General features: G+C 42.9%; 26 protein-coding genes. 23 read left to right on the plus strand and 3 right to left on the minus strand.

Translation table 11 applies throughout. The features are described from left to right. The first annotated feature begins 39 nt into the window (after positions 1 to 39). From BM232_RS03050 to BM232_RS03110, 13 genes are all read left to right on the plus strand, one after another. Positions 40 to 996 carry an acetyl-CoA carboxylase carboxyltransferase subunit alpha gene (locus BM232_RS03050; RefSeq protein ID WP_091711717.1) on the plus strand — a complete coding sequence of 319 codons (957 nt, stop codon included), beginning with the start codon at positions 40 to 42 and terminating at the stop codon, positions 994 to 996. An 8-nt stretch (positions 997 to 1,004) separates the two neighbouring features. Then, entirely contained in the window at positions 1,005 to 2,345 is a 1,341-nt protein-coding gene (gene tilS, locus BM232_RS03055) for a tRNA lysidine(34) synthetase TilS (RefSeq protein WP_091711718.1), read from the plus strand. Positions 2,346 to 2,430: 85 nt separating this feature from the next. After that, a complete protein-coding gene (locus BM232_RS03060) occupies positions 2,431 to 4,062 on the plus strand; it encodes a CTP synthase (RefSeq protein ID WP_091711719.1) in 1,632 nt (543 codons plus the stop codon). A gap of 4 nt (positions 4,063 to 4,066) precedes the next feature. Next, positions 4,067 to 4,912: a 3-deoxy-8-phosphooctulonate synthase gene (kdsA, locus tag BM232_RS03065; RefSeq protein WP_091711720.1), complete on the plus strand. Its 846-nt coding sequence runs from the start codon at positions 4,067 to 4,069 to the stop codon at positions 4,910 to 4,912. A 36-nt stretch (positions 4,913 to 4,948) separates the two neighbouring features. Next, entirely contained in the window at positions 4,949 to 6,235 is a 1,287-nt protein-coding gene (gene eno, locus BM232_RS03070; RefSeq protein WP_091711721.1) for a phosphopyruvate hydratase, read from the plus strand. Between the two features lie 5 nt (positions 6,236 to 6,240). Then, positions 6,241 to 6,528, plus strand: coding sequence for a cell division protein FtsB (gene ftsB / locus BM232_RS03075; protein WP_091711722.1), 288 nt, complete (start codon positions 6,241 to 6,243; stop codon positions 6,526 to 6,528). Next, positions 6,518 to 7,228 (plus strand): 2-C-methyl-D-erythritol 4-phosphate cytidylyltransferase, encoded by a 711-nt coding sequence (ispD, locus tag BM232_RS03080; RefSeq protein WP_091711723.1) that lies wholly within the window; start codon positions 6,518 to 6,520, stop codon positions 7,226 to 7,228. The genes ftsB and ispD overlap by 11 nt, the downstream gene beginning before the upstream one ends. Further along, positions 7,228 to 7,704, plus strand: a complete 477-nt coding sequence (gene ispF, locus BM232_RS03085) for a 2-C-methyl-D-erythritol 2,4-cyclodiphosphate synthase (RefSeq protein ID WP_091711724.1) — start codon at positions 7,228 to 7,230, stop codon at positions 7,702 to 7,704. The genes ispD and ispF overlap by 1 nt, the downstream gene beginning before the upstream one ends. 5 nt (positions 7,705 to 7,709) lie before the next feature. Beyond that, positions 7,710 to 8,774, plus strand: a complete 1,065-nt coding sequence (truD, locus tag BM232_RS03090) for a tRNA pseudouridine(13) synthase TruD (protein ID WP_091711725.1) — start codon at positions 7,710 to 7,712, stop codon at positions 8,772 to 8,774. 33 nt (positions 8,775 to 8,807) lie between these two features. Next, complete coding sequence (locus BM232_RS03095; protein ID WP_091711726.1) at positions 8,808 to 9,587, plus strand: DUF1223 domain-containing protein; 780 nt, start codon at positions 8,808 to 8,810, stop codon at positions 9,585 to 9,587. A gap of 3 nt (positions 9,588 to 9,590) precedes the next feature. Next, a complete protein-coding gene (gene cysG / locus BM232_RS03100; RefSeq protein WP_091711727.1) occupies positions 9,591 to 10,976 on the plus strand; it encodes a siroheme synthase CysG in 1,386 nt (461 codons plus the stop codon). Between the two features lie 160 nt (positions 10,977 to 11,136). Continuing rightward, positions 11,137 to 13,470 carry a TonB-dependent receptor gene (locus BM232_RS03105; RefSeq protein WP_091711728.1) on the plus strand — a complete coding sequence of 778 codons (2,334 nt, stop codon included), beginning with the start codon at positions 11,137 to 11,139 and terminating at the stop codon, positions 13,468 to 13,470. A 53-nt stretch (positions 13,471 to 13,523) separates the two neighbouring features. Continuing rightward, positions 13,524 to 14,024, plus strand: coding sequence for a PepSY domain-containing protein (locus BM232_RS03110; protein ID WP_091711729.1), 501 nt, complete (start codon positions 13,524 to 13,526; stop codon positions 14,022 to 14,024). A 64-nt stretch (positions 14,025 to 14,088) separates the two neighbouring features. Here the strand turns inward: BM232_RS03110 and nadC are convergent, their stop codons facing one another. Continuing rightward, positions 14,089 to 14,931 carry a carboxylating nicotinate-nucleotide diphosphorylase gene (gene nadC / locus BM232_RS03115; RefSeq protein ID WP_091711730.1) on the minus strand — a complete coding sequence of 281 codons (843 nt, stop codon included), beginning with the start codon at positions 14,929 to 14,931 and terminating at the stop codon, positions 14,089 to 14,091. A gap of 84 nt (positions 14,932 to 15,015) precedes the next feature. Here nadC and ampD point away from each other — a divergent pair, with 84 nt between their 5' ends. Then, positions 15,016 to 15,567, plus strand: a complete 552-nt coding sequence (ampD, locus tag BM232_RS03120; RefSeq protein WP_091711731.1) for a 1,6-anhydro-N-acetylmuramyl-L-alanine amidase AmpD — start codon at positions 15,016 to 15,018, stop codon at positions 15,565 to 15,567. A gap of 52 nt (positions 15,568 to 15,619) precedes the next feature. Here the strand turns inward: ampD and bamJ are convergent, their stop codons facing one another. Then, positions 15,620 to 16,303 (minus strand): BamJ family beta-barrel-assembly machinery protein, encoded by a 684-nt coding sequence (gene bamJ, locus BM232_RS03125; protein ID WP_091711732.1) that lies wholly within the window; start codon positions 16,301 to 16,303, stop codon positions 15,620 to 15,622. A 214-nt stretch (positions 16,304 to 16,517) separates the two neighbouring features. On the opposite strand from bamJ, the gene BM232_RS03130 reads away from it, so the two are divergent. From BM232_RS03130 to BM232_RS03160, 7 genes are read left to right on the plus strand one after another with little or no spacing between them, the layout of a single operon-like run. Further along, positions 16,518 to 17,000 carry an SUF system Fe-S cluster assembly regulator gene (locus BM232_RS03130; protein WP_245752801.1) on the plus strand — a complete coding sequence of 161 codons (483 nt, stop codon included), beginning with the start codon at positions 16,518 to 16,520 and terminating at the stop codon, positions 16,998 to 17,000. Next, complete coding sequence (gene sufB, locus BM232_RS03135) at positions 16,993 to 18,441, plus strand: Fe-S cluster assembly protein SufB (RefSeq protein WP_091711734.1); 1,449 nt, start codon at positions 16,993 to 16,995, stop codon at positions 18,439 to 18,441. The genes BM232_RS03130 and sufB overlap by 8 nt, the downstream gene beginning before the upstream one ends. 48 nt (positions 18,442 to 18,489) lie before the next feature. Then, positions 18,490 to 19,251, plus strand: a complete 762-nt coding sequence (gene sufC / locus BM232_RS03140) for a Fe-S cluster assembly ATPase SufC (protein ID WP_091711735.1) — start codon at positions 18,490 to 18,492, stop codon at positions 19,249 to 19,251. Further along, on the plus strand, positions 19,248 to 20,552 hold the full coding sequence (sufD, locus tag BM232_RS03145) for a Fe-S cluster assembly protein SufD (RefSeq protein WP_091711736.1): 1,305 nt from the start codon (positions 19,248 to 19,250) through the stop codon (positions 20,550 to 20,552). The genes sufC and sufD overlap by 4 nt, the downstream gene beginning before the upstream one ends. Positions 20,553 to 20,555: 3 nt before the next feature. Beyond that, on the plus strand, positions 20,556 to 21,815 hold the full coding sequence (locus BM232_RS03150) for a cysteine desulfurase (protein WP_091711737.1): 1,260 nt from the start codon (positions 20,556 to 20,558) through the stop codon (positions 21,813 to 21,815). Next, positions 21,815 to 22,261, plus strand: coding sequence for a Fe-S cluster assembly sulfur transfer protein SufU (gene sufU, locus BM232_RS03155; RefSeq protein WP_177207239.1), 447 nt, complete (start codon positions 21,815 to 21,817; stop codon positions 22,259 to 22,261). The genes BM232_RS03150 and sufU overlap by 1 nt, the downstream gene beginning before the upstream one ends. A 12-nt stretch (positions 22,262 to 22,273) precedes the next feature. Beyond that, on the plus strand, positions 22,274 to 22,603 hold the full coding sequence (locus tag BM232_RS03160) for an SUF system Fe-S cluster assembly protein (RefSeq protein WP_091711739.1): 330 nt from the start codon (positions 22,274 to 22,276) through the stop codon (positions 22,601 to 22,603). Between the two features lie 113 nt (positions 22,604 to 22,716). Here the strand turns inward: BM232_RS03160 and BM232_RS03165 are convergent, their stop codons facing one another. After that, positions 22,717 to 22,911 carry a hypothetical protein gene (locus BM232_RS03165; protein ID WP_245752802.1) on the minus strand — a complete coding sequence of 65 codons (195 nt, stop codon included), beginning with the start codon at positions 22,909 to 22,911 and terminating at the stop codon, positions 22,717 to 22,719. Between the two features lie 227 nt (positions 22,912 to 23,138). Between BM232_RS03165 and BM232_RS03170 the strand changes: the two genes are divergently transcribed. Together BM232_RS03170 and BM232_RS03175 are read left to right on the plus strand one after the other, a co-directional pair. Then, positions 23,139 to 24,458 (plus strand): ATP-binding protein, encoded by a 1,320-nt coding sequence (locus tag BM232_RS03170; RefSeq protein WP_091711741.1) that lies wholly within the window; start codon positions 23,139 to 23,141, stop codon positions 24,456 to 24,458. 1 nt (position 24,459) lies between these two features. Continuing rightward, on the plus strand, positions 24,460 to 25,116 hold the full coding sequence (locus BM232_RS03175) for a response regulator (RefSeq protein ID WP_091711742.1): 657 nt from the start codon (positions 24,460 to 24,462) through the stop codon (positions 25,114 to 25,116). Positions 25,117 to 25,226 lie beyond the last annotated feature (110 nt).

Raw genomic sequence — 25,226 nt, forward strand, 5'->3', positions numbered from 1 at the left:
TGTATAATTCACCCATTTTGAATATCTAAGGTAATCCTGATGCAGTTAAACTTCCTTGACTACGAACAACCCATCGCTGAGTTGGAAGCGAAAATTGATGAGTTGCGCTACATGAGTAATGACAGTGATTTAAATATCACTGAAGAGATTCAAAAGTTAAAGGAAAAAAGTGAAAGTCTGACAAAATCGATTTTCTCATCATTAACGCCTTGGCAAATTACTCAAATGGCGCGTCATCCTCAGCGTCCATATACCCTTGATTATATTAAGTTATTACTGACTGATTTCGAAGAACTGCACGGTGATCGTACCTATGCCGATGATACTGCTTTGGTCGCAGGTATTGGTCGCCTGAATGGTCGACCTGTTGTCGCGATTGGTCATCAAAAAGGCCGTGACACCAAAGAAAAAGTGGCCAGAAACTTCGGCATGCCACGTCCAGAAGGTTACCGTAAAGCTTTACGTGTAATGAAAATGGCAGAACGTTTTGGCATACCTGTGATTACTTTTATCGATACGCCTGGCGCCTATCCTGGTATTGGCGCTGAAGAGCGTGGACAAAGTGAAGCGATTGCCCGTAATCTGTTTGAAATGGCGCAATTGAAAACACCAATTATCAGCACCGTTATCGGTGAAGGTGGTTCTGGCGGTGCATTAGCGGTAGGCGTTGCTGATCATCTGATGATGCTTGAATACGGTATTTATTCGGTTATTTCACCTGAGGGCTGTGCTTCTATTTTATGGAAAAGTCCAGAAAAAGCCTCGGATGCAGCTGCCACATTAGGTGTTACATCATCACGACTGAAAGAACTGAAATTAATTGATGAAGTTGTCGCTGAACCATTAGGTGGCGCGCACCGAAATGTCCCTGAGATGGCAAAACGTGTCAAACAAGCCATTGAAAACAAACTGAAAGAATTAGAAAAAATCCCTACAGATAAATTAATCAAACAGCGTCAGGAAAAATTACTTAACTACGGCGCTTTTGAGGGATAAAAAACGGGGTGTCATTAAATCCCCAAAAAATCATCACAGATATCACAACACTGGCGGCAGGACGACCTGTTTGTCTTGCCTATAGTGGTGGTGTCGATTCTCATGTTTTATTGCATCTATTAGCGACTGCAAAGCCCCCACAGCTTACTCAGCTGCGTGCCGTACATATCAATCATGGTTTAAATAAAGCAGCGGATCAGTGGGCTCAACATTGTGCGGATGTTACCAGCAAGCTTGATATGCCATTTAGCCATATTGATGTCGATGTCCAGAACATCGATGAATTAGGTATGGAAGCGGCTGCCAGAAAAGCTCGCTATCAGGCCTTGAGTAATGAATTGTTGCCAGATGAAGTGTTGCTTACAGCGCAACATCAGCATGATCAGGCAGAAACGCTTTTACTGCAGCTATTCCGTGGTGCCGGCCCATTAGGACTTTCTGCTATGTGGCCTGAAAGTCAGTCACATGGTATGACCATTATCCGACCACTGTTAGATGTGTCTAAGCAGGATATTCTTGATTACGCTGAACTTCATCAACTTCATTGGGTTGATGATCCCAGTAATGAAAACACCGATATCAACCGCAATTATTTGCGTCAGGAAATCTGGCCTCTTTTGCAGCAGCGCTGGCCAGCATTGGAAAAAACCATTAGTCGAAGTGCCTCACATTGTCAGGAGACTAGCCTGTTATTAGCCCAATTAGCAGAACAGGACAGAGAGCAATGTCAGTTGCAACAAAATGGACATCTATCGATTACTGCGGTGAAAAAACTGCCTGTAGAACGACAACGAAATCTGTTGCGGTTTATGATTGAAACTGCAGGTTATGAGTTACCTTCTACCGCGATCCTGCAGCGCATTATTGAAGACGTAATTTGTGCCGCCGAAGATAAAACTCCGATAGTCAGCTGGTCTGATGTTGAAGTCAGGCGTTATCGTGATGATTTATATGTTCAGCCTTCTACAGATTCAGAATCTCCTCCAATAGAGATTAATTTCACTGGCCCTGCAGAACTTGTTTTGTCCGAGGATTGCACGCTCAAATGGCAGCTCACTTCCGGCGATGGCATGAAAATATCGGTACTCAATGGTGATTTAACGATGCGTTATCGTCAGGGGGGGGAAAAAATTCGCCTGAGAGGACATTCGCAACATAAATCATTAAAACAGCTTTTTCAGGAGTGGTCTGTTCCTCCCTGGAAGCGGACAACTATTCCGCTGTTTTTTGTTGGAACCGAGTTAGTCGCTGTTGTTGGCTATGGTTATGCCGAACATTATGCAGCGGAGACTGGCGAAAAAGGCTGGCTGCCTTATCTGACAGCTGATCTTCGACCAGATTTAGATTGAGCGGGAAGGGCAATTCTGATAATTTATACGCTATTTTGAGCGCAGCCATTCTGGCCGCGTCGTTTTTTATTGAACTCTCCATATTATGACTAAATTTATTTTCGTCACTGGTGGTGTTGTGTCTTCCCTGGGTAAGGGGATTGCCGCGGCGTCACTGGCTGCTATTCTTGAAGCTCGTGGACTGAAAGTCACGTTGGTAAAACTTGACCCATACATCAACGTTGATCCCGGCACGATGAGCCCGCTTCAACACGGTGAGGTTTTTGTCACAGAAGACGGTGCAGAAACTGATCTTGACCTCGGTCACTATGAGCGTTTCATTGATGCGGATATGACCCGCAGCAATAACTACACGACCGGACAGATTTATGAGAACGTGATTCGTAAAGAACGTCGTGGTGAGTATTTAGGTAATACCGTTCAGGTTATCCCGCACATTACCGATGAAATTAAGCGCTGTATTTTTGAAGGTGCTGGCGATGCTGATGTGGCGTTGATAGAGATTGGTGGCACAGTCGGTGACATTGAATCCTTACCTTTCCTTGAAACCATTCGTCAGATGGGTTCTGAATTAGGTCGTGAACGCGCACTGTTCTTGCATTTAACTTTGGTGCCATATATTGCATCGGCAGGCGAAATCAAAACCAAACCCACACAACATTCTGTTAAAGAACTCAGAACCATTGGTATTCAACCGGACGTGCTGGTATGCCGGATGGATCGACCACTGCCGGAATCTGAGCGTAAGAAAATTGCTCTATTCACCAATGTTGCAGTGAATAATGTTGTGTCATGTGTCGATGTCGACAGCATCTATAAAATCCCAATGGAATTACACCGTCAGGGCTTGGACGATATCGTCGTCAAGCAGTTAGGTTTAGATGCTAAACCTGCTGATTTAAGCCAATGGCAACAGGTTTATAACAACCTGACGAAACCGGAAGGTGAAGTGAATATCGCCATGGTCGGTAAATATATGGAACTGACCGAAGCCTATAAATCGCTGTCTGAATCATTAATTCATGCTGGCATTCATACCAGAACCAAAGTCAATGTGCATTATGTCGACTCGGAACTGGTTGAGCAGCAAGGACCAGACTGCATCAAAGATATGGATGCGATTCTGGTGCCGGGTGGCTTTGGTGAGCGTGGCGTTGAAGGTATGATTCAAACCGCGCAGTTCGCTCGTGAAAATAATATTCCTTATCTGGGTATCTGTTTAGGTATGCAGGTCGCTGTGATTGAGTATGCACGCCATAAAGCGGGCATGCCCGAAGCCTACAGTACAGAGTTTGACCTACATACGGTTGATCCTGTTATCGGTCTGATTACCGAATGGCAAAAAGAAGACGGTAGCGTTGAGCAGCGTGATCATGATTCTGATCTTGGTGGCACCATGCGCCTTGGTGGTTATCCCTGTGTATTGAAACCAGGCAGTCTGGCTCAGAAAATTTATGGTGAGCAAGAAATAGTTGAACGTCATCGTCACCGTTACGAGTTCAACAGCAACTATAAAGAAAAACTCGAACAAGCGGGTCTGGTGTTCTCTGGTATGTCGAAAGACGAAACATTAGCCGAAATGATTGAGATCCCTGAACATCAATGGTTTGTTGCTTGCCAGTTCCATCCAGAATTCACATCGACACCGCGCCATGGTCACCCTCTATTTGAAGGGTTTATCAATGCAGCCAAAGTGAATAAAAAAAATAGAGGGTAATCCCATGCAATTATGTGGTCATGAAGTAGGTGGCAGACAGCCATTATTTTTAATTGCCGGTACCTGCGTCATCGAAAGTGAACAAATGACAATGGATGTGGCAGGTCAGTTAAAAGAAATTACCGATAAGCTGGGTATCCCATTCATTTATAAATCGTCTTTTGATAAAGCGAATCGTACCTCGACAAAAAGCTATCGTGGGCCAGGCTTAGAAGCAGGTTTAGCGATTCTGGAAAAAGTTAAAAAAGAATTTAACCTACCTGTTTTGACGGATGTGCATGAAGACACACCATTAGCAGAAGTCGCCAGTGTGGTGGATGTATTACAAACACCTGCGTTCTTATGCCGTCAGACTAACTTTATCGTGAATGTGGCCAGTCAGGGCCTGCCGGTTAATATCAAAAAAGGTCAGTTTCTGGCGCCTTGGGATATGCAACACGTTGCAGATAAAGCCAAATCCACTGGTAACCAACAAATCATGTTGTGTGAGCGTGGTACTTCATTTGGTTATAACACCCTGATATCTGATATGCGTGGTTTGCCAACCATGCGCAATATGGATTGCCCGGTGGTTTATGATGCAACACACTCGGTTCAACAACCCGGTGGACAAGGCGGTGCTTCAGGTGGTCAACGTGAGTTTGTGCCGGTGTTAGCACGTGCTGCGGTAGCAACCGGTATTGCTGGTGTGTTTATGGAAACACATCCTGAACCAGAAAAAGCCTTAAGTGATGGACCTAATTCCTGGCCATTACATAAAATGACAGCATTGTTAGAAATGCTGCAAGCAATAGATGCAACAGTAAAACAACAAGACTTTATCGAAGATGAGCTATTAGCTGGTCGATAAGTCGATATCAAAAAAAAACATTACGGGAGCAGAGCATTGAGCAAAATCATTGATGTAAAAGCAAGAGAAATCATCGATTCACGTGGTAACCCTACGGTTGAAGCTGACGTTATTCTGGAAAGTGGTGCATTTGGTCGTGCAGCAGTACCATCAGGTGCCTCAACAGGTGAGCGTGAAGCTGTTGAGTTACGTGACGGTGATAAAAGTCGTTACTTAGGTAAAGGCGTTTTGAAAGCCGTTGAAGCTGTTAATGGCGAATTAAGAGAAGCCGTACTTGGTATGGATGCCCATGACCAACGCGCTTTAGATAATAAGCTGATTGCAACTGATGGCACCGAAAACAAAAGCCGCTTAGGTGCGAATGCTTTATTGGCTATCTCTATGGCGTCAGCCCGTGCTGCTGCTGCCGATGCGAAGAAAACGCTATACAAATACCTGTCGACCGAAGAAAAAGCTGTGATGCCAGTACCGATGATGAATATCATCAACGGTGGTTCACATGCTGATAATAGCGTCGATTTACAAGAATTCATGATTATGCCTGTCGGCGCATCCAGCCTGACAGAAGCAGTGCGTTATGGTGCTGAAGTCTTCCATGAATTGAAAAAAGTCCTGAGCAAACGTGGTTTGAGCACTGCCGTCGGTGATGAAGGTGGTTTTGCACCTGATCTGCCTTCAAACGAATCAGCGATTGAAGTGATTCTAGAAGCGATCAAAAACGCCGGTTATGAAGCAGGTAAAGATATTATGCTGGCTCTAGATGCAGCTAGTTCTGAGTTTTATAAAGATGGCATGTATGTGCTGGCTTCAGAAAATCGTTCATTAACGTCAGCAGAATTTGCTGATTTATTGGCAGATTGGTCGGCTAAATATCCGATCATCAGTATCGAAGACGGTATGGATGAAAATGACTGGGAAGGCTGGAAATTGTTGACCGATAAAATTGGCGACAAAGTACAGTTGGTCGGTGATGACTTATTTGTGACTAACCCGAAAATTCTGCAGCAAGGTATTGATAAAGGTGTAGCCAACTCGATTCTTATCAAAGTAAATCAAATTGGTACCTTATCTGAAACACTGGATGCGATTAACCTGGCAAAAGCCAATGGTTATACTGCTGTTGTTTCTCATCGTAGTGGTGAAACTGAAGATACTACTATTGCAGATTTAGCCGTAGCGACCAACGCTGGCCAAATCAAAACAGGTTCATTATCTCGTTCTGACCGCGTTGCGAAATACAATCAATTGATTCGCATCGAAGCTGAATTAGGTGATGCAGCCAGCTATCCAGGTATGAAGGCGTTTAACGTCCAGCAAGCTTAGGTTATATGTCTAAACCCGTCATGATTTTGTTAGCTGCTATCTTGGTATTACTTCAATACCGGTTGTGGCTCAGTCATGACGGGCTTCCTTCCTTATTACGCCTTCATCAGGCTGTTGAAAAACAACGCATTGATAACGCTGAGTTAAAAGAGCGGAATCAAGTACTTGCTGCTGAGGTACAAGATTTAAAAAGCGGTCTTGATGCCCTCGAAGAAAGAGCGCGCAGCGAGTTAGGTATGGTGAAACCAGGCGAAACCTTTTTCCAGATTATTGATAAAACTGATGAGCAGTAAACAAGCTGTTTGGGCCGTTGTGCCCGCTGCAGGTATTGGCAGCCGTATGCAGGCTGATATTCCAAAGCAGTATTTAGAGATTGATAACAAACCCGTATTACAATTAACGCTTGAGCGATTGGCCTCACATCCGGCAATTGATGGCATTGTGATTGCTTTGGCTGAAGATGATAAGTGGTGGTCTGATTTATCACTAGCCTTACCGTGTCAATTATTGACAGCGACAGGTGGCAAAGATCGCTCGGATTCGGTGGCAAATGCGTTGAAGGTTTTACAGCAACAGCGAGCTGACGATCCTTGGGTATTAGTTCACGATGCAGCCAGACCTTGTCTGCGTCACGAAGATATTGATCGCATGTTAGTAACATTATCCGAAGATACGGTTGGTGGCATTCTCGGCATTCCGGTATCAGATACAGTTAAACGGGTAGATGCGGATAATGTGATTAAAGAAACAGTATGTCGTCAGGGGCTTTGGCGTGCAGCTACGCCGCAGATGTTTCGTTTAGCGATGCTTTCCCAAGCTTTATCGTCAGCAGCAGACCAATCACTAGCCGTTACTGATGAAGCCAGCGCGATTGAGCTTGCTGGTTACCAACCGCGTATGGTGGAAGGGCATAGCGACAATATCAAAATTACCTTACCTCAAGATTTAGCACTTGCAGCACTTTATTTGCGTCAACAGACAGGAGAGCGTTAATGCGTATCGGACATGGTTATGATGTTCATCGGTTTATTGCGGATGCACCGTTAATTATCGGTGGAATGACCATTCCACACACACATGGACTTGAAGCACATTCAGATGGTGATGTGTTGATTCATGCGATCTGTGATGCATTGCTGGGTGCTGCGGGGTTATGGGATATCGGACATCATTTCCCTGATAATGATGATGCATTCAAAGGTATTGATAGCCGTATTCTGCTGCGACGTGTCATTAGTGATCTTTCAGATCGTGGATGGTCTGTGAGTAATATCGATGCCACAATTATTGCTCAGGTGCCAAAAATGGCACCTTTTATTCCGCAAATGCGTGAATTACTGGCAGAGGATATGCAAACCGATGTCACCGCCATTAATATCAAAGCTACAACGACGGAAAAATTGGGATTCGCTGGTCGTAAAGAAGGTATCGCGACACATGCGGTCGCCCTGATTAAGCAGGTAGGCTAACGACTTTGTCAGAATTTAATTTTGCCACATTAGCCAGAGTAAATAGCGCAGCATTGAATCATCGCTGCCTTATTCGTCAGACGCCTGAAGATTTCCAAGTAGAAGAACAACTGCCATTTGAGCCTGCGGGTTTCGGGCCTCATGTGATGTTGCAGATTACTAAAACAGATACCAATACAGATTGGTTAGCCAAGCAACTGGCACAATTTGCTGGTGTTGCAGAGGTCGGTATAGGTTATGCGGGGTTAAAAGATCGACATGCTGTCACTACACAATGGTTTAGTGTCAATACCGAAGGGGTGACTGAACCAGATTGGTCAGCATTTGAATCTGAGCTGATAAAAATTAGCCGCATTACACGACATAATAAAAAATTAAAGCGTGGTGTATTATCGGGAAATCGGTTTACCTTAAACTTAAACGTTGTAGAAGGTGATAAAGAAAGTTGGGAGTCGGCACTTAATCAGGTACAAAAAGAGGGTGTGCCCAATTATTTTGGTGAGCAGCGATTTGGTCATCAGATGGGTAATTTACATGCTGTGGAACAATGGTTCGGGCAGGGAAGAAAACCAAAAAGTCGGACTAAAAAGAGTTTGTATCTTTCTGCTGCACGTTCGTGGTTGTTTAATCTCGTGGTGAGCGAGCGGGTGCAAGCACATAACTGGAATCAATTTATCAGCGGTGATGTGATGCAGTTAAATGGCAGTCACAGTTGTTTTCAATCAGAAAAAGATGATACTAAACTGCTTGAACGCCTGAAAAGTTTTGATATTCACCCAACGGGGCCACTTGTCGGACAGGGAGAGCTTCAGAGTGAGGAAAACTGTAAGCAGTTAGAAGCCGTGGTACTGGACTCATGGCAACCTTGGATTCAAGGATTGTCAAGGCAGGGCCTGAAACAAGAACGGCGAGCAATCCGTCTTGTGCCGACAGAATTTAACTGGCATTGGAATGAAGCCGGTCTGCAACTGACATTTTTTTTACCGGCAGGCTGTTTTGCTACTTCTGTATTGAGAGAACTGGCAGTTATTGAGGATGCCAGTGAGAGAATTATTCAAGCAGATACATAGTCTGATGGATAAGGTATTTAATTGGAGGTCTTTATGTTGAAACAATTATGCACAACGCTGGCCTTCTTTAGTTTTTTTATAACACCGACGGTCTTTGCTTCAAACTGGCAAGCTAAGAGTATGGATAAGCATATAGCAGTGATAGAGTTATTCACTGCCGAGGGCTGTGGTTTGTGTCCACCTGCGGAAAAATGGGTGAAACAACTTCCTGAGCACGGGATAACCAGTGACGAGGCTGTTATCTTAAATTTCCATGTTGATTATCTTGATGATAAAAAAGGTTGGGTTGACCGATTTGCCAGTCCTGTTTTTACTAATAGACAAAAACAACTGGCCAGATTAAATCTGTTTCAAACGGTGTATACCCCAGAGTTTTTCATCAGTGGCGAAATCTTACACGATTGGCGTTCACATGGACTTGAAGCGATTGACTTTGTGCGTGAGTTTAAGCCGCAAGCAGATATCACATTACAAGCAAACAAAAATCAAAACACGATATCCGTGAATACCAAGGTAAGCGTTCAGGGAGAAGACAATGAACAGAATAGCCAAGTCTATCTGGCTCTAACGGAAAATAATGTCACCAATAAAGTTCGGGGTGGCGATAATGCTGGTGCAACATTTCATCACCAATATCTGGTCAGAGCGTGGCTAGGACCTTTCAAATTGACGAAAGATGGCAAGGCCGATTTTGATACGCAAATTTCTCTCAAAAAAGAATGGAAATTAGCGGATATGTCCTTAGTCGCCATTGTACAAAATATGGAAAATGGCTATGTCTTACAAGGGCTGGCCTTACCTTTAAAAGATTAATAGATGGATTATTTACCAATATTTTTAGATTTAAAACAGCAACATTGTCTTGTTATTGGCGGGGGGAGTGTAGCTACACGTAAGAGTAAGCTACTGTTAAAAGCTCAGGCAACGGTGACAGTTGTATCACCCGAAATAACCGATGCTTTAAAAGAACTTGTCCAGCAAGGTCAGATTAGCTGGGTGCAATCATTGTTTTCGCCAACACAAATCAATGATCAGCGTTTGGTTATTGCAGCAACAGATGATGAGAAGATTAATCAGGCTGTACACGAAGTTGCTCAACAGAAAAATATCTTAACTAATCTGACCGATAATCCTGATGGCAGTGACTTTATTTTTGCTTCTGTATTGGATCGCTCTCCTATTATTGTGGCGGTATCCAGCGGTGGCGAATCGCCAGTTCTGGCAAGAAATTTACGTGCACGGTTAGAAACATTGATTCCACCCGCATATAGCAAGTTGGGCGAGTTGATGGGTAAGTACCGAGGAGCGGTCAAACAAAAATTTGGTGAACTGCGCCAAAGAAGGCAGTTTTGGGATACCGTGTTATCCGGCCCTGTAGCCGATCATGTCATGGCAGGGCGAGAAGGCATTGCCGAACAAATTTTGCAACAGCAGCTGGCTGATGAAAGTGAAACGGTTGAAACCGGCGAAGTCTTTCTGGTTGGGGCAGGACCAGGCGATCCGGAATTACTTACTTTTAAAGCATTAAGACTAATGCAGCAGGCTGATATTGTTTTTTATGATCGTCTGGTGAGTAAAGAAATTCTGGCCCTGGCTCGTAAAGAAGCCGAATTAGTCTATGTCGGTAAACAACGCGCCTGGCATGCTGTCAGACAAGAGGAAATCAATAATTTATTACTAGAACATGCTAAGCAAGGTAAGCGTGTCCTAAGATTAAAAGGAGGTGATCCTTTTATCTTTGGCCGTGGCGGCGAAGAAATTGATACCTTGGCAGAAAATAATATTCCTTTTCAGGTGGTACCCGGTATTACAGCAGCATCTGGCTGTGCTTCCTATGCTGGCATACCATTAACTCATCGGGACTATGCTCAGAGCTGCATTTTTGTGACAGGTCAATTAAAAGAAGGGGAATTAAATTTAAATTGGTCTGTCCTAGTAAAACCTAAACAGACAGTGGTGGTGTATATGGGCTTGGCTGGTTTGTCACAGCTTAGCCAAAAACTTCAAGAGCATGGTATGCCAGCTGATATGCCCGCTGCATTAGTTCAGCAGGGGACAACTGAAAACCAAAAAGTCTGGTTAAGTACAATTGATGAGTTACCTGAGCTAGCTGAACGTGAAAAGCCGATAGCACCCACACTGCTCATCATTGGTGAAGTGACAAAACTCCACGATAAACTGGCTTGGTTTAAATCTGGTTGATATCAGCCATTGAATTTGGTTTATTGCAGCCGTTTATCGCCTATCTATAAAATTAAAGATTTGTAAGTGTTTGTAAAAAAAGCACTAAAAAAGTTGGCACTATATCTGCAATCTTATCTGAGTTTTACAACCATAAAAATAACTCAGGAGAGTATAGGTAATGCAATTTCCGCAAAAGAGAAGGCTGATTTGCGTCATGCTTGCTTCCGCACTGTTTTCCAGTGCGAGTTTTGCTGCTGACGATGATGTTAAATTAAGCGACATTGAAGTCGTGGGAACAACCCCTCTACATGGAGTAGGCTTACCAAAAGATCAAGTTGCTGCAAATGTGCAAACAGCAACAGATAAAGATATTGAACGTGTTCAGGCACTGGATATTTCTGATTTCATGAATCAAACACTGGGTAGTGTTAGCCTCAATCAGGCACAAAACAACCCATTCCAGCCCGACCTGCAATTCCGTGGTTTTACGGCTTCACCTTTAGTTGGTAATTCACAAGGTTTATCTGTCTATGTAGACGGTATCCGTGTTAACGAACCTTTTGGTGACGCAGTTAACTTTGAATTAATTCCTGAGTCAGCAATTGCCAGCATGAACCTGATTCCAGGCTCAAACCCATTATTTGGTTTGAATACACTGGGTGGCGCTTTATCAATCAAAACCAAAACAGGTTTTACTAACCCTGGACATAGCTTAGAAGCATACACTGGCTCATTTGGCCGTGACTCTGGCACTATTGAGAGTGGTGGTAGTGATGGTAACCTCGCTTACTTTGTTACAGGTTCGATTACCAAAGAAGATGGCTGGCGCGACTTTTCACCTTCACGTGTAGAGCAGTTTTTCACAAACCTGAGCTATGCTGATGAAGACACCACATTAGATTTCGGTATCACAGCTGTTGATAGTGACTTAAATGGTAATGGTGCATCACCTATTGAATTAGTTGCTGCAGACCGCGAAGCGGTATTCACCCATCCAGATAATACGCAAAATAAACTGCGTATGTTTACGTTAAATGGTACACATTGGATCAATGATACAACCATGTTGGCGGCAAACACTTATTACCGTAAGAGTGATCGTAAGTCATTTAATGGTGATGGTGGTGAGTTTGAGGTAGATGGTGGTGGTAATTTTGTTAATGATGATGGTGATCCTATTCGCACAAGTGCTGGTGGCATTAACATAGCAGACTTCACTAACCCGAACTACGATGTAGATGTAGAAGATGATGAGGTCGAAGGACTCGGCTTGAATAATCGCAGTAAAACTGAACAAGATAGCTGGGGATTTGGTGTTCAAACAACATCATTCAAACAGCTTTTTGGTCGAGATAATCAACTGACTGTAGGTGCATCGTTTGATCGCTCAATAGTTGATTATAGTGCCAGTTCTGAAATCGCTTATTTGACCGATACTAGAGGTACTGATGGTACTGGTATTAATCTACTTGATGCACAAGTAGATGGAAACATTGATACCAACACTTACAGCATCTTTTTCACCAATACACATTCACTTACTGAGCGTTTAGCAATGACAGTAGGTGCTCGTTATAACTGGATTGAAGTTGATATCTCAGGTACAAGTAAAGGTGGTACTCAAGATCTTAATGAGTCAGGCAATTCAAATGCATTTAAACGTTTGAATCCATCTCTAGGTTTAACTTATAAACTGACAGAGAATATGACAACTTATGTCAGCTATAACGAATCAAATCGTGCACCAACCGCTACAGAGTTGACATGTGCTGAACCTGAAGCTCCATGTGCCTATCCGAATGCGTTCTTAGCTGATCCACCATTAGATGATGTGGTCGCCAGAACTATTGAAACAGGTCTGCGTGGTAAACAAGAGTTATTCGACTGGTATGCTAATGTCTATTACACCCAGCTAAAAGATGACTTATTGTTCTTCCCAGAAGACGAAAGTTTGTCTGAGGATGAAAGTGGTCGTTTAGGCTTAGGTAACTTCAGAAATATTGATAAAACAGCGCGTGCAGGTGTTGAGCTTGGCATGGCTGGACAATATGAGAAGTTAAGCTGGTCAGCGAACTATGGTTATGTTCGTGCGACATTTGAAGATAATTTCAGTTATTCACGTGATGGCGATTTATATAACGTGTCTAAAGGTGATCGTCTGCCAAGCATTCCAGCTCATAATTTGAATGTGGGTCTGGATTATGCGTTCACACAACAATTTTCTGCAGGTTTAACAGCGTCTTATCACTCTAGCCAATACTATCGTGGCGATGAAGCGAATGACGATAAGAAAATTGCTGGTTACCGTGTTGTGAATTTGCACAGCCGTTATAAAGTCAATGAGCATCTGCAGTTCTTCGCAAAGGTTAATAATCTATTCGACAGCCATTACAACACCTTCGGTTTATATGGTGAACCAGACGAAGCTGGTCTTGAAGACTATAAAGATCCTCACTTTGTCGGAACTAGCGCACCACGTGCAGGTTGGATTGGCTTTAAGTTAACAATGTAGCATTACTGTAAAAGGGGCTGAAATCAGCCCCTTTTCATTTGTAAGGAATATAAATGAAAGTTCTATTTCTTTGTTTCACACTATTATTTCCTTGTTTGCTATGGGCTGAGGAAATACCTCAGTATTTTGAGCGTTGTCTGGATACAGTCAAAGAGCTTAAACCAGGCCATGTGATTAAGGTGGAGAGGAAAGTTGAAAACGAACGAGACGTTTATGAATTTGATATCCGTGGTATTGATGGAGCTGACTGGGATGTTGAGTGTTCTGTAAACACTGGCAAAGTGCTGGAAGTTGAGCAAGAAGTTGACCATCCCAATCATCCGAAATTTAAAGCACATGCCAAAATTAGTGAGTTAGAAGCAAGACAGATTGCCTTAGCACTTTATCCTGGCGAAGTAGTGGAAGTGGAATATGAAATTGAAGAAGATGGCAAAGCCACCTATGAGTTTGATATTGCCACACGAGACAATAAAGAAATGAAAGTAGAAATCGACGCGAGTTCTGGAGCGGTTATTGAACAAAACCTGGAACTTTGGCAAGTAGGTCTAGAGTAATTTAATTTGGTTTACTCTCAACCGCAGTGACCATTGCTGTTTAATGGCACTGCGGTTTTTTTATTTATGAAAATCGTAATGAAAGATCGATAGCTTTAATATCTTTTGTTAGTGCGCCCACTGAGATTCTGTCTACGCCTGTTTCTGCAATAGAGCGAATATTATCAAGGGTAATACCACCAGATGCTTCAAGTTTTGATTGGCCCTGATTGACAGTGACGGCCTGCTTTAAGTCTGCCAGAGCAAAATTATCCAATAAAATAATATCGGCACCAGCAGCTAGTGCTTGATCCAGTTCAGATAAATTCTCAACTTCGACCTCAATTGGCACTCCAGCAGATAATGCTTTCGCCTGATTAACAGCATTGCTGATAGAGCCCGCCGCCATGATATGGTTTTCTTTGATAAGAATACCATCGTATAGACCGACTCTATGATTAAAGCAGCCACCGCACTTCACTGCGTACTTCTGTGCAATACGCCAGCCTGGAATCGTTTTACGTGTATCTAATACTTGTACAGGTAAACCAGCAACAGCATCAGCATAGACAGAAGAAAGTGTTGCTGTAGCAGATAATGTTTGTAGAAAATTCATCGCCGTGCGTTCGCCTGTTAATAGCGTCCTGGCAGGTCCATGTAACTCACAGATTACAGTGTTGGCTTTTATTCTGTCACCATCCTGAGCATTCCAGCTAATGGCAATAGAGTCGTCCAGTTGTTTAAATACGCTTTCAAACCATTGCATACCACAAAGCGTGGCATCCTCACGAGTGATTAATGTGGCCTTTGTGAGTGAATCAACAGGAATTAAGTTGGCTGTTAAATCTTCCTGGCCGATGTCTTCAAGCAAAGCAAGTTTAACTTGTGAATTAATAAACGCAGTGGGGAGTGGATTTTCTATGGTCATATCGCTAAGGTAATGGCTAAACAAAATAGGGTAACGTGTGCGGCATGATTAATCCATCACCGCATTACATAATGAGATGTCTTAGTGAAAATAAATAAACAATCAGGTCTGATTGAAAACGCCGTAATCACGCTATCACCCAATTATGATGAACGACCTGACAAAGATGACCTTAGTGGTATTGTGATACACAATATCAGTTTGCCTCCCGGTGAGTTTGGCGACAAATTTATTGATGATCTATTTTTAAATCAGCTGGATTGTTCAGCGCATCCATACTTTGAGCAGCTAGATGGCTTGAGAGTCTCATCACACCTGTTAATTAGACGTAATGGTGAAGTTATTCAGTTTGTGCCTTTTCATCAGCGGGCATGGCATGCGGGTGTATCACAATGGCAGGGACGTGAGCGATGCAATGATTTTACCGTTGGTATTGAGTTAGAAGGTTGTGATGATAAACCGTTTGAGGAAGTGCAATACCAGGCGCTTACTAAGGTCATAAATATATTATGTGAGACCTACCCTGAGCTCACCCATGACAAGATAACTGGACATGAACATATTGCGCCTGGCCGTAAAACAGATCCCGGTCCTTATTTTGACTGGCAAAAATTAAGGTCTATGTTAAAAACATAGATACAAAAAAGCCGCCTGAAGAGGCGGCTTTTTTATGAAATGAACAGTGCTGTTATTTAGTAATAGCAATCAGCTCAATTTCAAAAATTAAAGTTTCATTAGGACCGATCAAGTTGCCTGCGCCACGTGGGCCATACGCTAAGTTAGCAGGGACAACGATGCGCCATTTTGAACCTTCTTTCATCATTTTTAATGCTTCCTGCCAGCCTTGAATAACGCCATTAACTGGGAAGGTTGCTGGTTCGCCACGATCATATGAGCTATCGAAAACGGTACCATCAATTAAAGTACCTTTATAGTTAGCAATAACTTTGTCATTTTCTGTTGGAGTGGCGCCGTCACCTTCTTTCAGAATTTCATATTGCAGACCACTGTCAGTCGTTACAACACCTTTTTTCTTAGCATTTTTTTCCATGAAAGCTTTAGCTTCAGCTTGTTTTTCGTTCATGACTTTTGCTAATTCTTGAGCTTTTTGTGCTTGGTAAGCTTGTACAACTTTTTCAGCTGTTTCTTGATTAAGTTGTGGTTTCTTACCTGCCAGCATGTCAGCAACACCCGCTTTGAATGCATCGATGTCAAGATCCACACCTTCCTGCATCATATTCTGACCAACTTGAATACCAAAGATGTAACTAATTTTTTCTTTATCTGTGTCTAATGTTGTGGCGTTGTCAGCAGCCATTACGTTTGCTCCAAATAATAGTAAAGGTAAAATAGCGAGTGTTTTTAATTTCATATAATGCTCTCAATGTATAGATAAGGTGTGTGCCAGTTTTAGTACAATGCTCTGCCTTAAAAGTTCATCAGCATATGCTAAAAGTTTTACACCATACGCTAAATTGTCAATATTTTCACGACTACGAATGAGCTAATAACTGAGAAAAACACTTGGTTATTATTCTAATTGATACTATAATAGTACCAATTAGGAGGTGCACTGAATGTTGCGAATGGGAAAATTGACAGATTATGGCATTGTGATGATGAGTCACTTTGCATCCAATCTCCAAGTCCAACATAGTGCACATGCTATCGCTGAAGCAGTAAAAGTACCACTGCCAACGGTTAGGAAAGTTTTAAAATTATTGTCTCATTCAGGCTTATTGAAGTCAGAAAGGGGAGCGATGGGAGGCTACAGTCTCAGTCGTCAACCTGACGATATTACCGTTGCCGAAATCATTACAGCGATAGAAGGGCCGATTGCTCTGACTGAATGTGTCAGCACAGATAGTCACTGTGATCAGGAAACGCACTGTGCCGTGCAAACCAACTGGTCCAAAATTAATGACGCTGTTTTTCACGCGTTAGACGAAGTAAAACTATCGGATATGTTGTCACCTCAGTCTTCTCTGGGGTTCAGCCCGATCAGATTCTATTCATCTTATAACAGGATGCATGAAACAACTTTACAGGATGGTGAGTTCCATGACTGAACAAAGTCAACAACTTGAAGCGATTACGCAGAAAGAATACAAAGCAGGGTTTGTCACTGATATCGAAGTGGATAGTCTGCCTCCAGGTTTGAATGAAGACGTGGTCAGACAAATCTCGCTCATCAAAAATGAACCGGAATGGATGCTGGAATGGCGATTAAAAGCGTTCCGTCATTGGCTGACAATGGAAACGCCAGAGTGGGCTCATGTCCATTATCCGGCTATCGACTATCAGGAAATCAGTTATTACTCTGCACCAAAGAAAAAGACAGATGGTCCTAAAAGTCTGGATGAAGTCGATCCTGAGCTGTTAAAAACCTATGAAAAACTCGGCGTACCATTAGATGAGAGAGCGCGTCTGGCTGGTGTTGCCGTTGATGCCGTTTTCGATAGCGTCTCCGTATCTAATACGTTTAAGGATAAATTGGCTGAAGAAGGTATTTTATTTATGCCTATTTCTGAAGCGATTCAAGAACATCCTGAGTTAGTAAAAAAATATATTGGCAGCGTCGTCCCGCATAAAGATAATTTTTATGCAGCATTGAACTCAGCTGTATTTACAGATGGCTCGTTTGTTTATATTCCTAAAGGCGTGCGTTGCCCAATGGAATTATCAACATACTTCCGCATCAATGCCGCTAATACCGGACAGTTTGAGCGTACATTAATCATTGCTGATGATGATGCTTATGTCAGTTATCTGGAAGGCTGTACCGCACCAATGCGTGATGAAAATCAGCTACATGCTGCTGTTGTTGAATTGGTGGCTATGGACCGTGCTGAAATCAAATATTCAACGGTTCAAAACTGGTATCCTGGTGATGAAAATGGCAAAGGCGGTATCTATAACTTTGTGACGAAACGTGCTGCTTGCCGTGGTGAATCATCAAAAGTCTCCTGGACACAGGTAGAAACCGGCTCTGCGATTACCTGGAAATATCCAAGTGTTGTTCTGCAAGGTGATAATTCGGTAGGTGAATTCTATTCCGTTGCAGTCACCAATAATATGCAACAAGCCGATACGGGTACCAAGATGATTCATCTGGGTAAAAACACCAGTTCAACCATTATTTCCAAAGGTATCTCGGCTGGTCGCTCACAAAATGCTTATCGTGGTTTAGTCCGAATTGGACCGAATGCAGAAAATGCCCGTAACTATACCGAGTGTGACTCTTTATTAATGAGCGATACCTGCGGTGCACATACTTTCCCTTACATTGAAGTAAAAAATCCGACAGCCAAAGTTGAACATGAGGCATCCACATCGAAAATCAGTGAAGACCAACTGTTTTACTGTAAACAGCGTGGTTTAGATGCCGAAGATGCTGTGTCGATGATTGTGAACGGATTTTGTAAGCAAGTTATCCGTGAGCTACCGATGGAATTCGCAGTAGAAGCACAAAACTTACTTGGTTTGTCATTAGAAGGTTCCGTGGGTTAAACCATAAGAGAACTGCCAAACAATATTCAGAAATATTAGAGAGTGAAGATGTTAACGATTAAAAACTTACACGCCAGCGTTGATGGCAAAGAAATTCTTCGCGGTATTGACCTGACAGTGAACCCTGGTGAAATCCACGCCATTATGGGCCCGAATGGTGCCGGTAAAAGTACACTGTCTAATGTCCTCGCAGGACGTGAAGGCTACGAAATTACTCAAGGTGAAGTCATCTACAAAGGTGAAAATCTATTAGAACTTGAACCTGAAGAGCGTGCGCAACGTGGCGTTTTCCTGGCATTCCAATACCCAGTCGAAATTCCTGGTGTCAGCAATGTCTACTTACTGAAAGCTGCTTTGAACGCCGTGCGTAAATATCAGGGTCTGGAAGAAGTTGATGCGATGGATTTCTTAACCTTAGTTCGTGAAAAAATGAAACTGGTTAAGATGAACGAAGAGTTTCTGCATCGTAATGTGAACGAAGGTTTTTCGGGCGGAGAGAAAAAGCGTAACGAAATTCTTCAAATGGCAGTACTAGAGCCTGCACTAGCTATTCTTGATGAAACCGATTCAGGACTGGATATTGATGCATTACGTACTGTTTCAGAAGGTGTGAATGCACTGCGTGCTGAAGACCGTTCTATCGTGATGATTACCCACTACCAGCGTTTATTGGATCATATCGTTCCTGATTTTGTTCACGTGTTATCTGAAGGCCGTATTGTCAAATCAGGTGATAAAGAATTAGCAAAAGAACTGGAAAAATCAGGTTATAGCTGGATTCATGATGCACCTGAAGGTGAAACTGCATGAAACAGTTAACAGATATCACAACACCATTTGACGATATCGCCGCGAGTAAGACTTTGCCCGGTCAAGACATTGATTGGTTGCAGCAGCTACGCGAACAAGCCCGTGCGCAGTTTCAGCGTCAAGGATTACCCTCTAAAAAAGTGGAAGACTGGAAATACACGTCTTTATGGGCTTTATCTCAAGAGGTGTTCACACACGAAGCTGGTGCGAGTCAGTTGGATGAAATGCGTTGCTCACAAACCGCATTACTCGAAACAGCCTATAGATTAGTGATTGTTGATGGCCAATTCAGTGCTGAATTATCGCATATTGATGGTTTGGAGACAGGACTGACTGTACAGCCGCTTTCACAGGCATTTTCTAAAACAAAATCAGTTTTAGGGCAGCAAGTTACACTTGAAAAAGCTGGCTTGAACGCCTTGAATACGATGCTGATGACTGAAGGGGCTTATATTCAGGTCACGGCAAATACCAAGGTATCTAAACCTGTAGAGTTGTTGGTTATCAATACTGGTGAAACGGATAAACTAGCCACGCATTTACGTCACGTCATCGATATCGCTGAAAATGCTGAGTTAACCCTGGTTGAGCATTATGTGAGTCTGGCTGATGATAGCGTTGGACTGACTGATGTGATATCAGAAGTGAATCTGGCTGAAAATGCACGTTTGAATCATTTCAAGTTACAGCATGAGTCATTGTCTCATTATCATGTTGCTACTTTGGCGGGTAAACAGGCGAGCAGTAGTATCTGGCATACCAATAATATTTCTCTGGGAGCGAAGCTGGCGAGAAATGATATACATAGCCAGTTATTAGGTGAGCAGGCTCATGTAACAATGGATGGTTTATATCTGGTCGCTGGCAAGCAACATGTGGATAACCACACGCGCATCGATCATGCTGTGCCTAACACCACTAGCGAAGAAATCTATAAAGGCGTGCTTGATGGCGATAGCCATGCCGTATTTAACGGTAAAGTGATTGTGCATAAAGACGCACAGAAAACTGATGCGAATCAGAGTAACCGTAACTTACTATTATCCCGGACTTGTGAAATCGATACCAAGCCTGAAATGGAAATCTATGCTGATGATGTCAAATGTGGTCATGGCAGTACTGTTGGTCAGTTAGACGAACAGCAATTATTTTTCCTGCGCGCTCGTGGTATGAATGAAACCAGCGCTCGAAGCTTGCTGACCTATGCGTTTGCTGTGGAAGTGCTGCAGCGGATTTCGGATATGCCGATTCGCCAGGCCTTATCAAATGTGATCGAAACGCGATTACCGCGAGGCGTGTAAGTTATGACGCAATCTACCCATAATTTGGTCGACACTATGCTGAATGATTTTGATATTGCTGCTATTCGCCGTGATTTTCCAATCCTGAATCAGCAAATTAATGGGCATCCCTTGGTTTATTTAGACAATGCAGCGAGCAGTCAAAAACCTGTTCAGGTTATTGACGCTGTTGATCAGTATTATCGACTGGATAATGCCAATGTCCATCGCGGTGTGCACAGACTGAGTCAACGCGCCACAGATGCTTATGAAGCAGCAAGAAGCAAAGTAAGAGGCTTTTTGAATGCGGAGTCAGATAAAGAAATTATCTTTGTTCGTGGTGCAACAGAGGCCATTAACTTAGTGGCTCAAAGTTTTGTCAGACCACAGCTGCAAGCAGGTGATGAAATTCTTATCAGCTACCTTGAGCATCATGCCAATATCGTACCGTGGCAAATGGTATGTGAGCAGACCGGCGCTAAGTTAAAAGTCATTCCAATGACAGAGTCCGGCGAGCTGAATTTATCTGGGTTTGATGAGCTGCTCACTGATAAAACGAAAATTATGGCTGTTGGCCAGGTGTCTAATGCTTTAGGCACGGTTAATTCGGTCAAACAAATGACTGAAAAAGCCAAAGTCAAAGGCATTCCTGTATTGATCGATGGCGCTCAGGCAGTGCCACATATGCAAGTTGATGTGCAGGATTTAGATTGCGACTTTTATGTGTTTTCAGGTCATAAAATGTTTGCACCAACCGGGATCGGAACGCTATACGGTAAACAAGCCTTATTAGAAGCAATGCCGCCATGGCAAGGTGGTGGCGATATGATTCTTTCTGTGAGTTTTGACCACACTGAATACAACACATTACCGTATAAATTTGAAGCGGGTACACCACATATTGCCGGCGCTGTCGGTTTAGGTGCAGCTATTGATTATATGGAGTCAGTAGGCATTGAAAAAATTGCGGGCTATGAACATGCTCTGCTGGAATTAGCCACTGATAAATTATCGGCGATGGATGGTATCCGAATTGTTGGTACCGCCAAACACAAAGCGAGTGTTTTATCGTTTCTGATTGAAGATGTTCACCCTCATGATGTCGGTACTATTTTTGATCAGGAAGGTGTTGCCATACGTGCTGGTCATCACTGCGCCCAACCAGTTATGCAATATTATGGTATTGCTGCTACGGCACGGGCTTCATTTGCTTTCTACAATACGGAACAAGAAATTGATGCTCTGGTTAAAGCCATTCACACCACACAGGAGTTGTTTGCCTGATGAGTGATTTACGAGATCTTTATCAACAAGTGATCATGGATCATAAGAAAAAGCCGCGTAATTTCAGAGAAATTACCGATGCGAATCATATGGCGCATGGTAATAACCCGTTATGTGGTGATGCTTTAGTTGTCTATGTGAAATTAAATGGTGATGTTATTGAAGACATCAGTTTTCAGGGCAGTGGCTGCGCGATTTCAGTGGCCTCTGCGTCTTTAATGACGGAAACCCTGAAAGGTAAAACATTGGCTGATGCCGAGGCACTTTATGAAGACGTTCATAAGGCCTTAACAGGTGATAAAGACGCTGCTGAGCTGACTGGTAAGTTACAGGTATTGGCAGGCGTCAAAGAATTTCCAGCGCGAGTCAAATGCGCCACATTGTCATGGCATACCGTTCATGCCGCTGTTGACAGTGACCATGATATTTCAGTTTCTACAGAATAAAAGGGCAGGTTTATGAACGATCAATATCAAATCAGCCCGGAACAGTTAAAAGAAGATGTGATAGATGTATTAAAAACCATCTATGACCCGGAAATACCCATCAATATTTACGAACTGGGCCTTATTTACGATATTAAAATCAGTACTTCAGGTAATGTAGATATCGATATGACACTGACTGCACCAGGTTGTCCTGTAGCCCAGTCGTTTCCGGGGGATGTCGAATCTCGGGTCATGTCTGTTCCCGGTGTAAAAAAAGCCCATGTGGAATTGGTTTGGGATCCACAATGGACTAAGGATATGATGACGGAAGCTGCGCAGTTACAGCTGGGCATGTTTTAACACAAATACCGTTTGTATCCTGACAAAAAAGGCCTGTGATGATAAATAAGTCATCACAGGCCTTTTTTATTAGTCAGGTATTTATCTGGATTGCCTATTGGTAGACGCTGATTTTACTCGTTTGATGGTTGCTGCGGCGTATCAATAACAAATCGATATTGTTTTCCACAGTGTAGAATAACTTCTTTTTGTTGGCGTTTGAGTATTCGCATTTCTACTTTAATTTCACCAAATCCATCATGAATTAGTACATCATCAAATAACTCGAGTAATTTGGTTTTGACGTTATCAGTCTTACTGTCTTTCATTTCACTCATTCAGGCTAGTCAGGTTGTTATGATTGGTCGTCAATGGTAGGTGTATGTACATGTAAGTGTTATAGGAAGAATTCCTTTTTTTATGGATAACAGAAAGTAGTATTAAAAACCGTCAGTGTTAAGGTCCTATTTTCAATTATTTATATGTAAATCATATTATGAGAAAAACTAAGAATACTGGCGTCACAGTGATTGCCTTACCAGTGGAGCCGTGAAGGATGAGTTTAAGAGGGTTAATTAATTTACGGATTGTTATTTCGGTACTGGTTATCATTCTATTAGGTGCCAGTTTGGCTGTCTGGCAGGCCCGTGAGTCAGTCCGGGATGAAGTAACGTCATCATATAATTTGGCGTTGCAAATGGTGGAATTTGGGCTTAATCAGTTCACGCGGGATGAACATACCGAAAGTGAATGGCTGGAACAGATCAGCCGCTTACGTGAAACGCGTCATTTACAGATTGCTATCTTTGATCAGGCTGGGAATGAAACCATGCTGACTGGTGAAAAGAGCCACACTGCTGACGAGCCACCACCGCAATGGTTTATTGATGCGGTAATGATGGATAGCATCAGTTCTGCTTATGAGATAAAACTGCCTAATGATGCGATTAAACGTATTGTGATTAGCGCTGACCCTATGGATGAAATCCATGAAGCCTGGCGTGAGTCACTGGTGTATTTCTGGTCGATCGTGTTAATGCTTGGCATTATTTTCTTAGCTATCAACGTCGTCTTTCACTCGATGCTAAGTGCAGTGAAAACCATTTTATCGGGTTTGAAAACGGTGGAAAGTGGCAATTATGAACAACGGTTACCGCGATTTCGTATTAGTGAGTTTGATGCCATCGCCGCAGAGATTAATAATCTGACCAGTGCCTTAAATGCTGCCCGGCAAAACAATCAGGCGCTGGCAAGACATACCATGCACATTCAGGAAAATGAACGTCGACATATGTCACGTGAATTACATGATGAAATGGGGCAGTCACTTACCGCAGTGAAGGCGATGGCTGTTGTGGCTAAACAATCTGATAGCAAAGTCCAGAGTATTGCTGATTCGATTATTGATATTTGTAATCATTTATCCGGTGTCGTTCGTTCGATGATGAGAACGTTACATCCGCTCAGTTTAACTGACTTAGGACTAGTGGCGACTCTGACTGATTTGGTCGGCGAGTGGAAACGCAGACAGCCTTCTCTGGATATTCATTTAAATTACGATAACAGTATCGATGACTTGGATGAGGAAGTCGCTATTCATGTCTATCGTATTGTGCAGGAATGTTTAACCAATGTCGTACGCCATGCCCAAGCTAATCTGGCCAATATCAGTGTCAGGCAGAGTCTTGTTCAGCAAAAAAAATGGGTGGTGATTCAGGTATCAGATGATGGCATCGGCGGTTCATCATCAGGTGAAGGTTTTGGCGTTCTGGCAATGCGGGAGAGGGTAGAAAGCATGGGAGGACTGTTTATGTTTGAGTCTTCACCAGATGATGGCGTAACGGTGACAGCACGCATGCCATTCATAGAGAAGTAGTATGATAAAAGATAATAAAATCAATGTGTTGCTTGTTGATGATCATGCGGTTGTACGCGCAGGATTTAGAATATTGCTGTCATCACAAGCCTTTATCGGGCAGATTAGCGACCTGGACAGAGGGGAGCTTGTCACTCAGGAATATGAACGATTTAAACCCGACGTTGTGGTGATGGATTTATCTATGCCAGGTATTGGTGGGCTTGAAACTATCCGTCGACTTCAAAAGCTGGATCCTAACGCGGTTATTTTGGTCTATAGCATTCATGATGAGGCTATTTATGTTGAACGCGCACTAGAAGCTGGCGCTATGGGGTATGTTAGTAAAAACAGTGCAGCGGAAGTGTTAGCTGAAGCAGTTAAAAGCGTGGCAGAAGGCAAGCGCTATGTTGAAGAAAGTCTGCTTCCTGAAGTCGATGATGTGCGCCATGACAATATCGAGCATTATCGAAAAGTGCTGGACTTACTTTCGCCACGGGAGTTTGATGTGTTTTGCCGGTTAGCAAAAGGTATGACAGCCCACGAAGTCGCTGCAGATATGCATTTGGGCTATAAAACCATTGCTAATTACAATACACAAATCAAAAGTAAACTGAGGGTAAATACGGCAGCCGACCTGGCCAATATTGCGGTGGTATTAGGCATTATCAAACCTTGATATCTGGGATATGGTCTTAGTTACACCTCACTGATATACGATTCTTGGGTTAACTTAAAATGGCGACTTGAATCCATCGTCGTTTTGCTGTTTAACTGATGTTAATGTGA

Origin of the sequence: Methylophaga sulfidovorans (genome assembly GCF_900114205.1) — a bacterium.
Classification (GTDB): domain Bacteria; phylum Pseudomonadota; class Gammaproteobacteria; order Nitrosococcales; family Methylophagaceae; genus Methylophaga; species Methylophaga sulfidovorans.

What these genes read in the sequence shown, in the direction of transcription:
- BM232_RS03150 (WP_091711737.1), top strand. Translation starts at nt 20,556, where the DNA reads ATGACGCAATCTACCCATAATTTGGTCGACACTATGCTGAATGATTTT.
- ispF (WP_091711724.1), top strand. Translation starts at nt 7,228, where the DNA reads ATGCGTATCGGACATGGTTATGATGTTCATCGGTTTATTGCGGATGCA.
- BM232_RS03060 (WP_091711719.1), top strand. Translation starts at nt 2,431, where the DNA reads ATGACTAAATTTATTTTCGTCACTGGTGGTGTTGTGTCTTCCCTGGGT.
- sufB (WP_091711734.1), top strand. Translation starts at nt 16,993, where the DNA reads ATGACTGAACAAAGTCAACAACTTGAAGCGATTACGCAGAAAGAATAC.
- sufC (WP_091711735.1), top strand. Translation starts at nt 18,490, where the DNA reads ATGTTAACGATTAAAAACTTACACGCCAGCGTTGATGGCAAAGAAATT.
- ftsB (WP_091711722.1), top strand. Translation starts at nt 6,241, where the DNA reads ATGTCTAAACCCGTCATGATTTTGTTAGCTGCTATCTTGGTATTACTT.
- bamJ (WP_091711732.1), bottom strand. Translation starts at nt 16,303, where the DNA reads ATGAAATTAAAAACACTCGCTATTTTACCTTTACTATTATTTGGAGCA.
- kdsA (WP_091711720.1), top strand. Translation starts at nt 4,067, where the DNA reads ATGCAATTATGTGGTCATGAAGTAGGTGGCAGACAGCCATTATTTTTA.
- BM232_RS03050 (WP_091711717.1), top strand. Translation starts at nt 40, where the DNA reads ATGCAGTTAAACTTCCTTGACTACGAACAACCCATCGCTGAGTTGGAA.
- BM232_RS03160 (WP_091711739.1), top strand. Translation starts at nt 22,274, where the DNA reads ATGAACGATCAATATCAAATCAGCCCGGAACAGTTAAAAGAAGATGTG.
- cysG (WP_091711727.1), top strand. Translation starts at nt 9,591, where the DNA reads ATGGATTATTTACCAATATTTTTAGATTTAAAACAGCAACATTGTCTT.
- BM232_RS03165 (WP_245752802.1), bottom strand. Translation starts at nt 22,911, where the DNA reads ATGAAAGACAGTAAGACTGATAACGTCAAAACCAAATTACTCGAGTTA.
- nadC (WP_091711730.1), bottom strand. Translation starts at nt 14,931, where the DNA reads ATGACCATAGAAAATCCACTCCCCACTGCGTTTATTAATTCACAAGTT.
- BM232_RS03095 (WP_091711726.1), top strand. Translation starts at nt 8,808, where the DNA reads ATGTTGAAACAATTATGCACAACGCTGGCCTTCTTTAGTTTTTTTATA.
- BM232_RS03175 (WP_091711742.1), top strand. Translation starts at nt 24,460, where the DNA reads ATGATAAAAGATAATAAAATCAATGTGTTGCTTGTTGATGATCATGCG.
- BM232_RS03110 (WP_091711729.1), top strand. Translation starts at nt 13,524, where the DNA reads ATGAAAGTTCTATTTCTTTGTTTCACACTATTATTTCCTTGTTTGCTA.
- BM232_RS03130 (WP_245752801.1), top strand. Translation starts at nt 16,518, where the DNA reads ATGGGAAAATTGACAGATTATGGCATTGTGATGATGAGTCACTTTGCA.
- BM232_RS03170 (WP_091711741.1), top strand. Translation starts at nt 23,139, where the DNA reads ATGAGTTTAAGAGGGTTAATTAATTTACGGATTGTTATTTCGGTACTG.
- ispD (WP_091711723.1), top strand. Translation starts at nt 6,518, where the DNA reads ATGAGCAGTAAACAAGCTGTTTGGGCCGTTGTGCCCGCTGCAGGTATT.
- BM232_RS03105 (WP_091711728.1), top strand. Translation starts at nt 11,137, where the DNA reads ATGCAATTTCCGCAAAAGAGAAGGCTGATTTGCGTCATGCTTGCTTCC.
- sufU (WP_177207239.1), top strand. Translation starts at nt 21,815, where the DNA reads ATGAGTGATTTACGAGATCTTTATCAACAAGTGATCATGGATCATAAG.
- sufD (WP_091711736.1), top strand. Translation starts at nt 19,248, where the DNA reads ATGAAACAGTTAACAGATATCACAACACCATTTGACGATATCGCCGCG.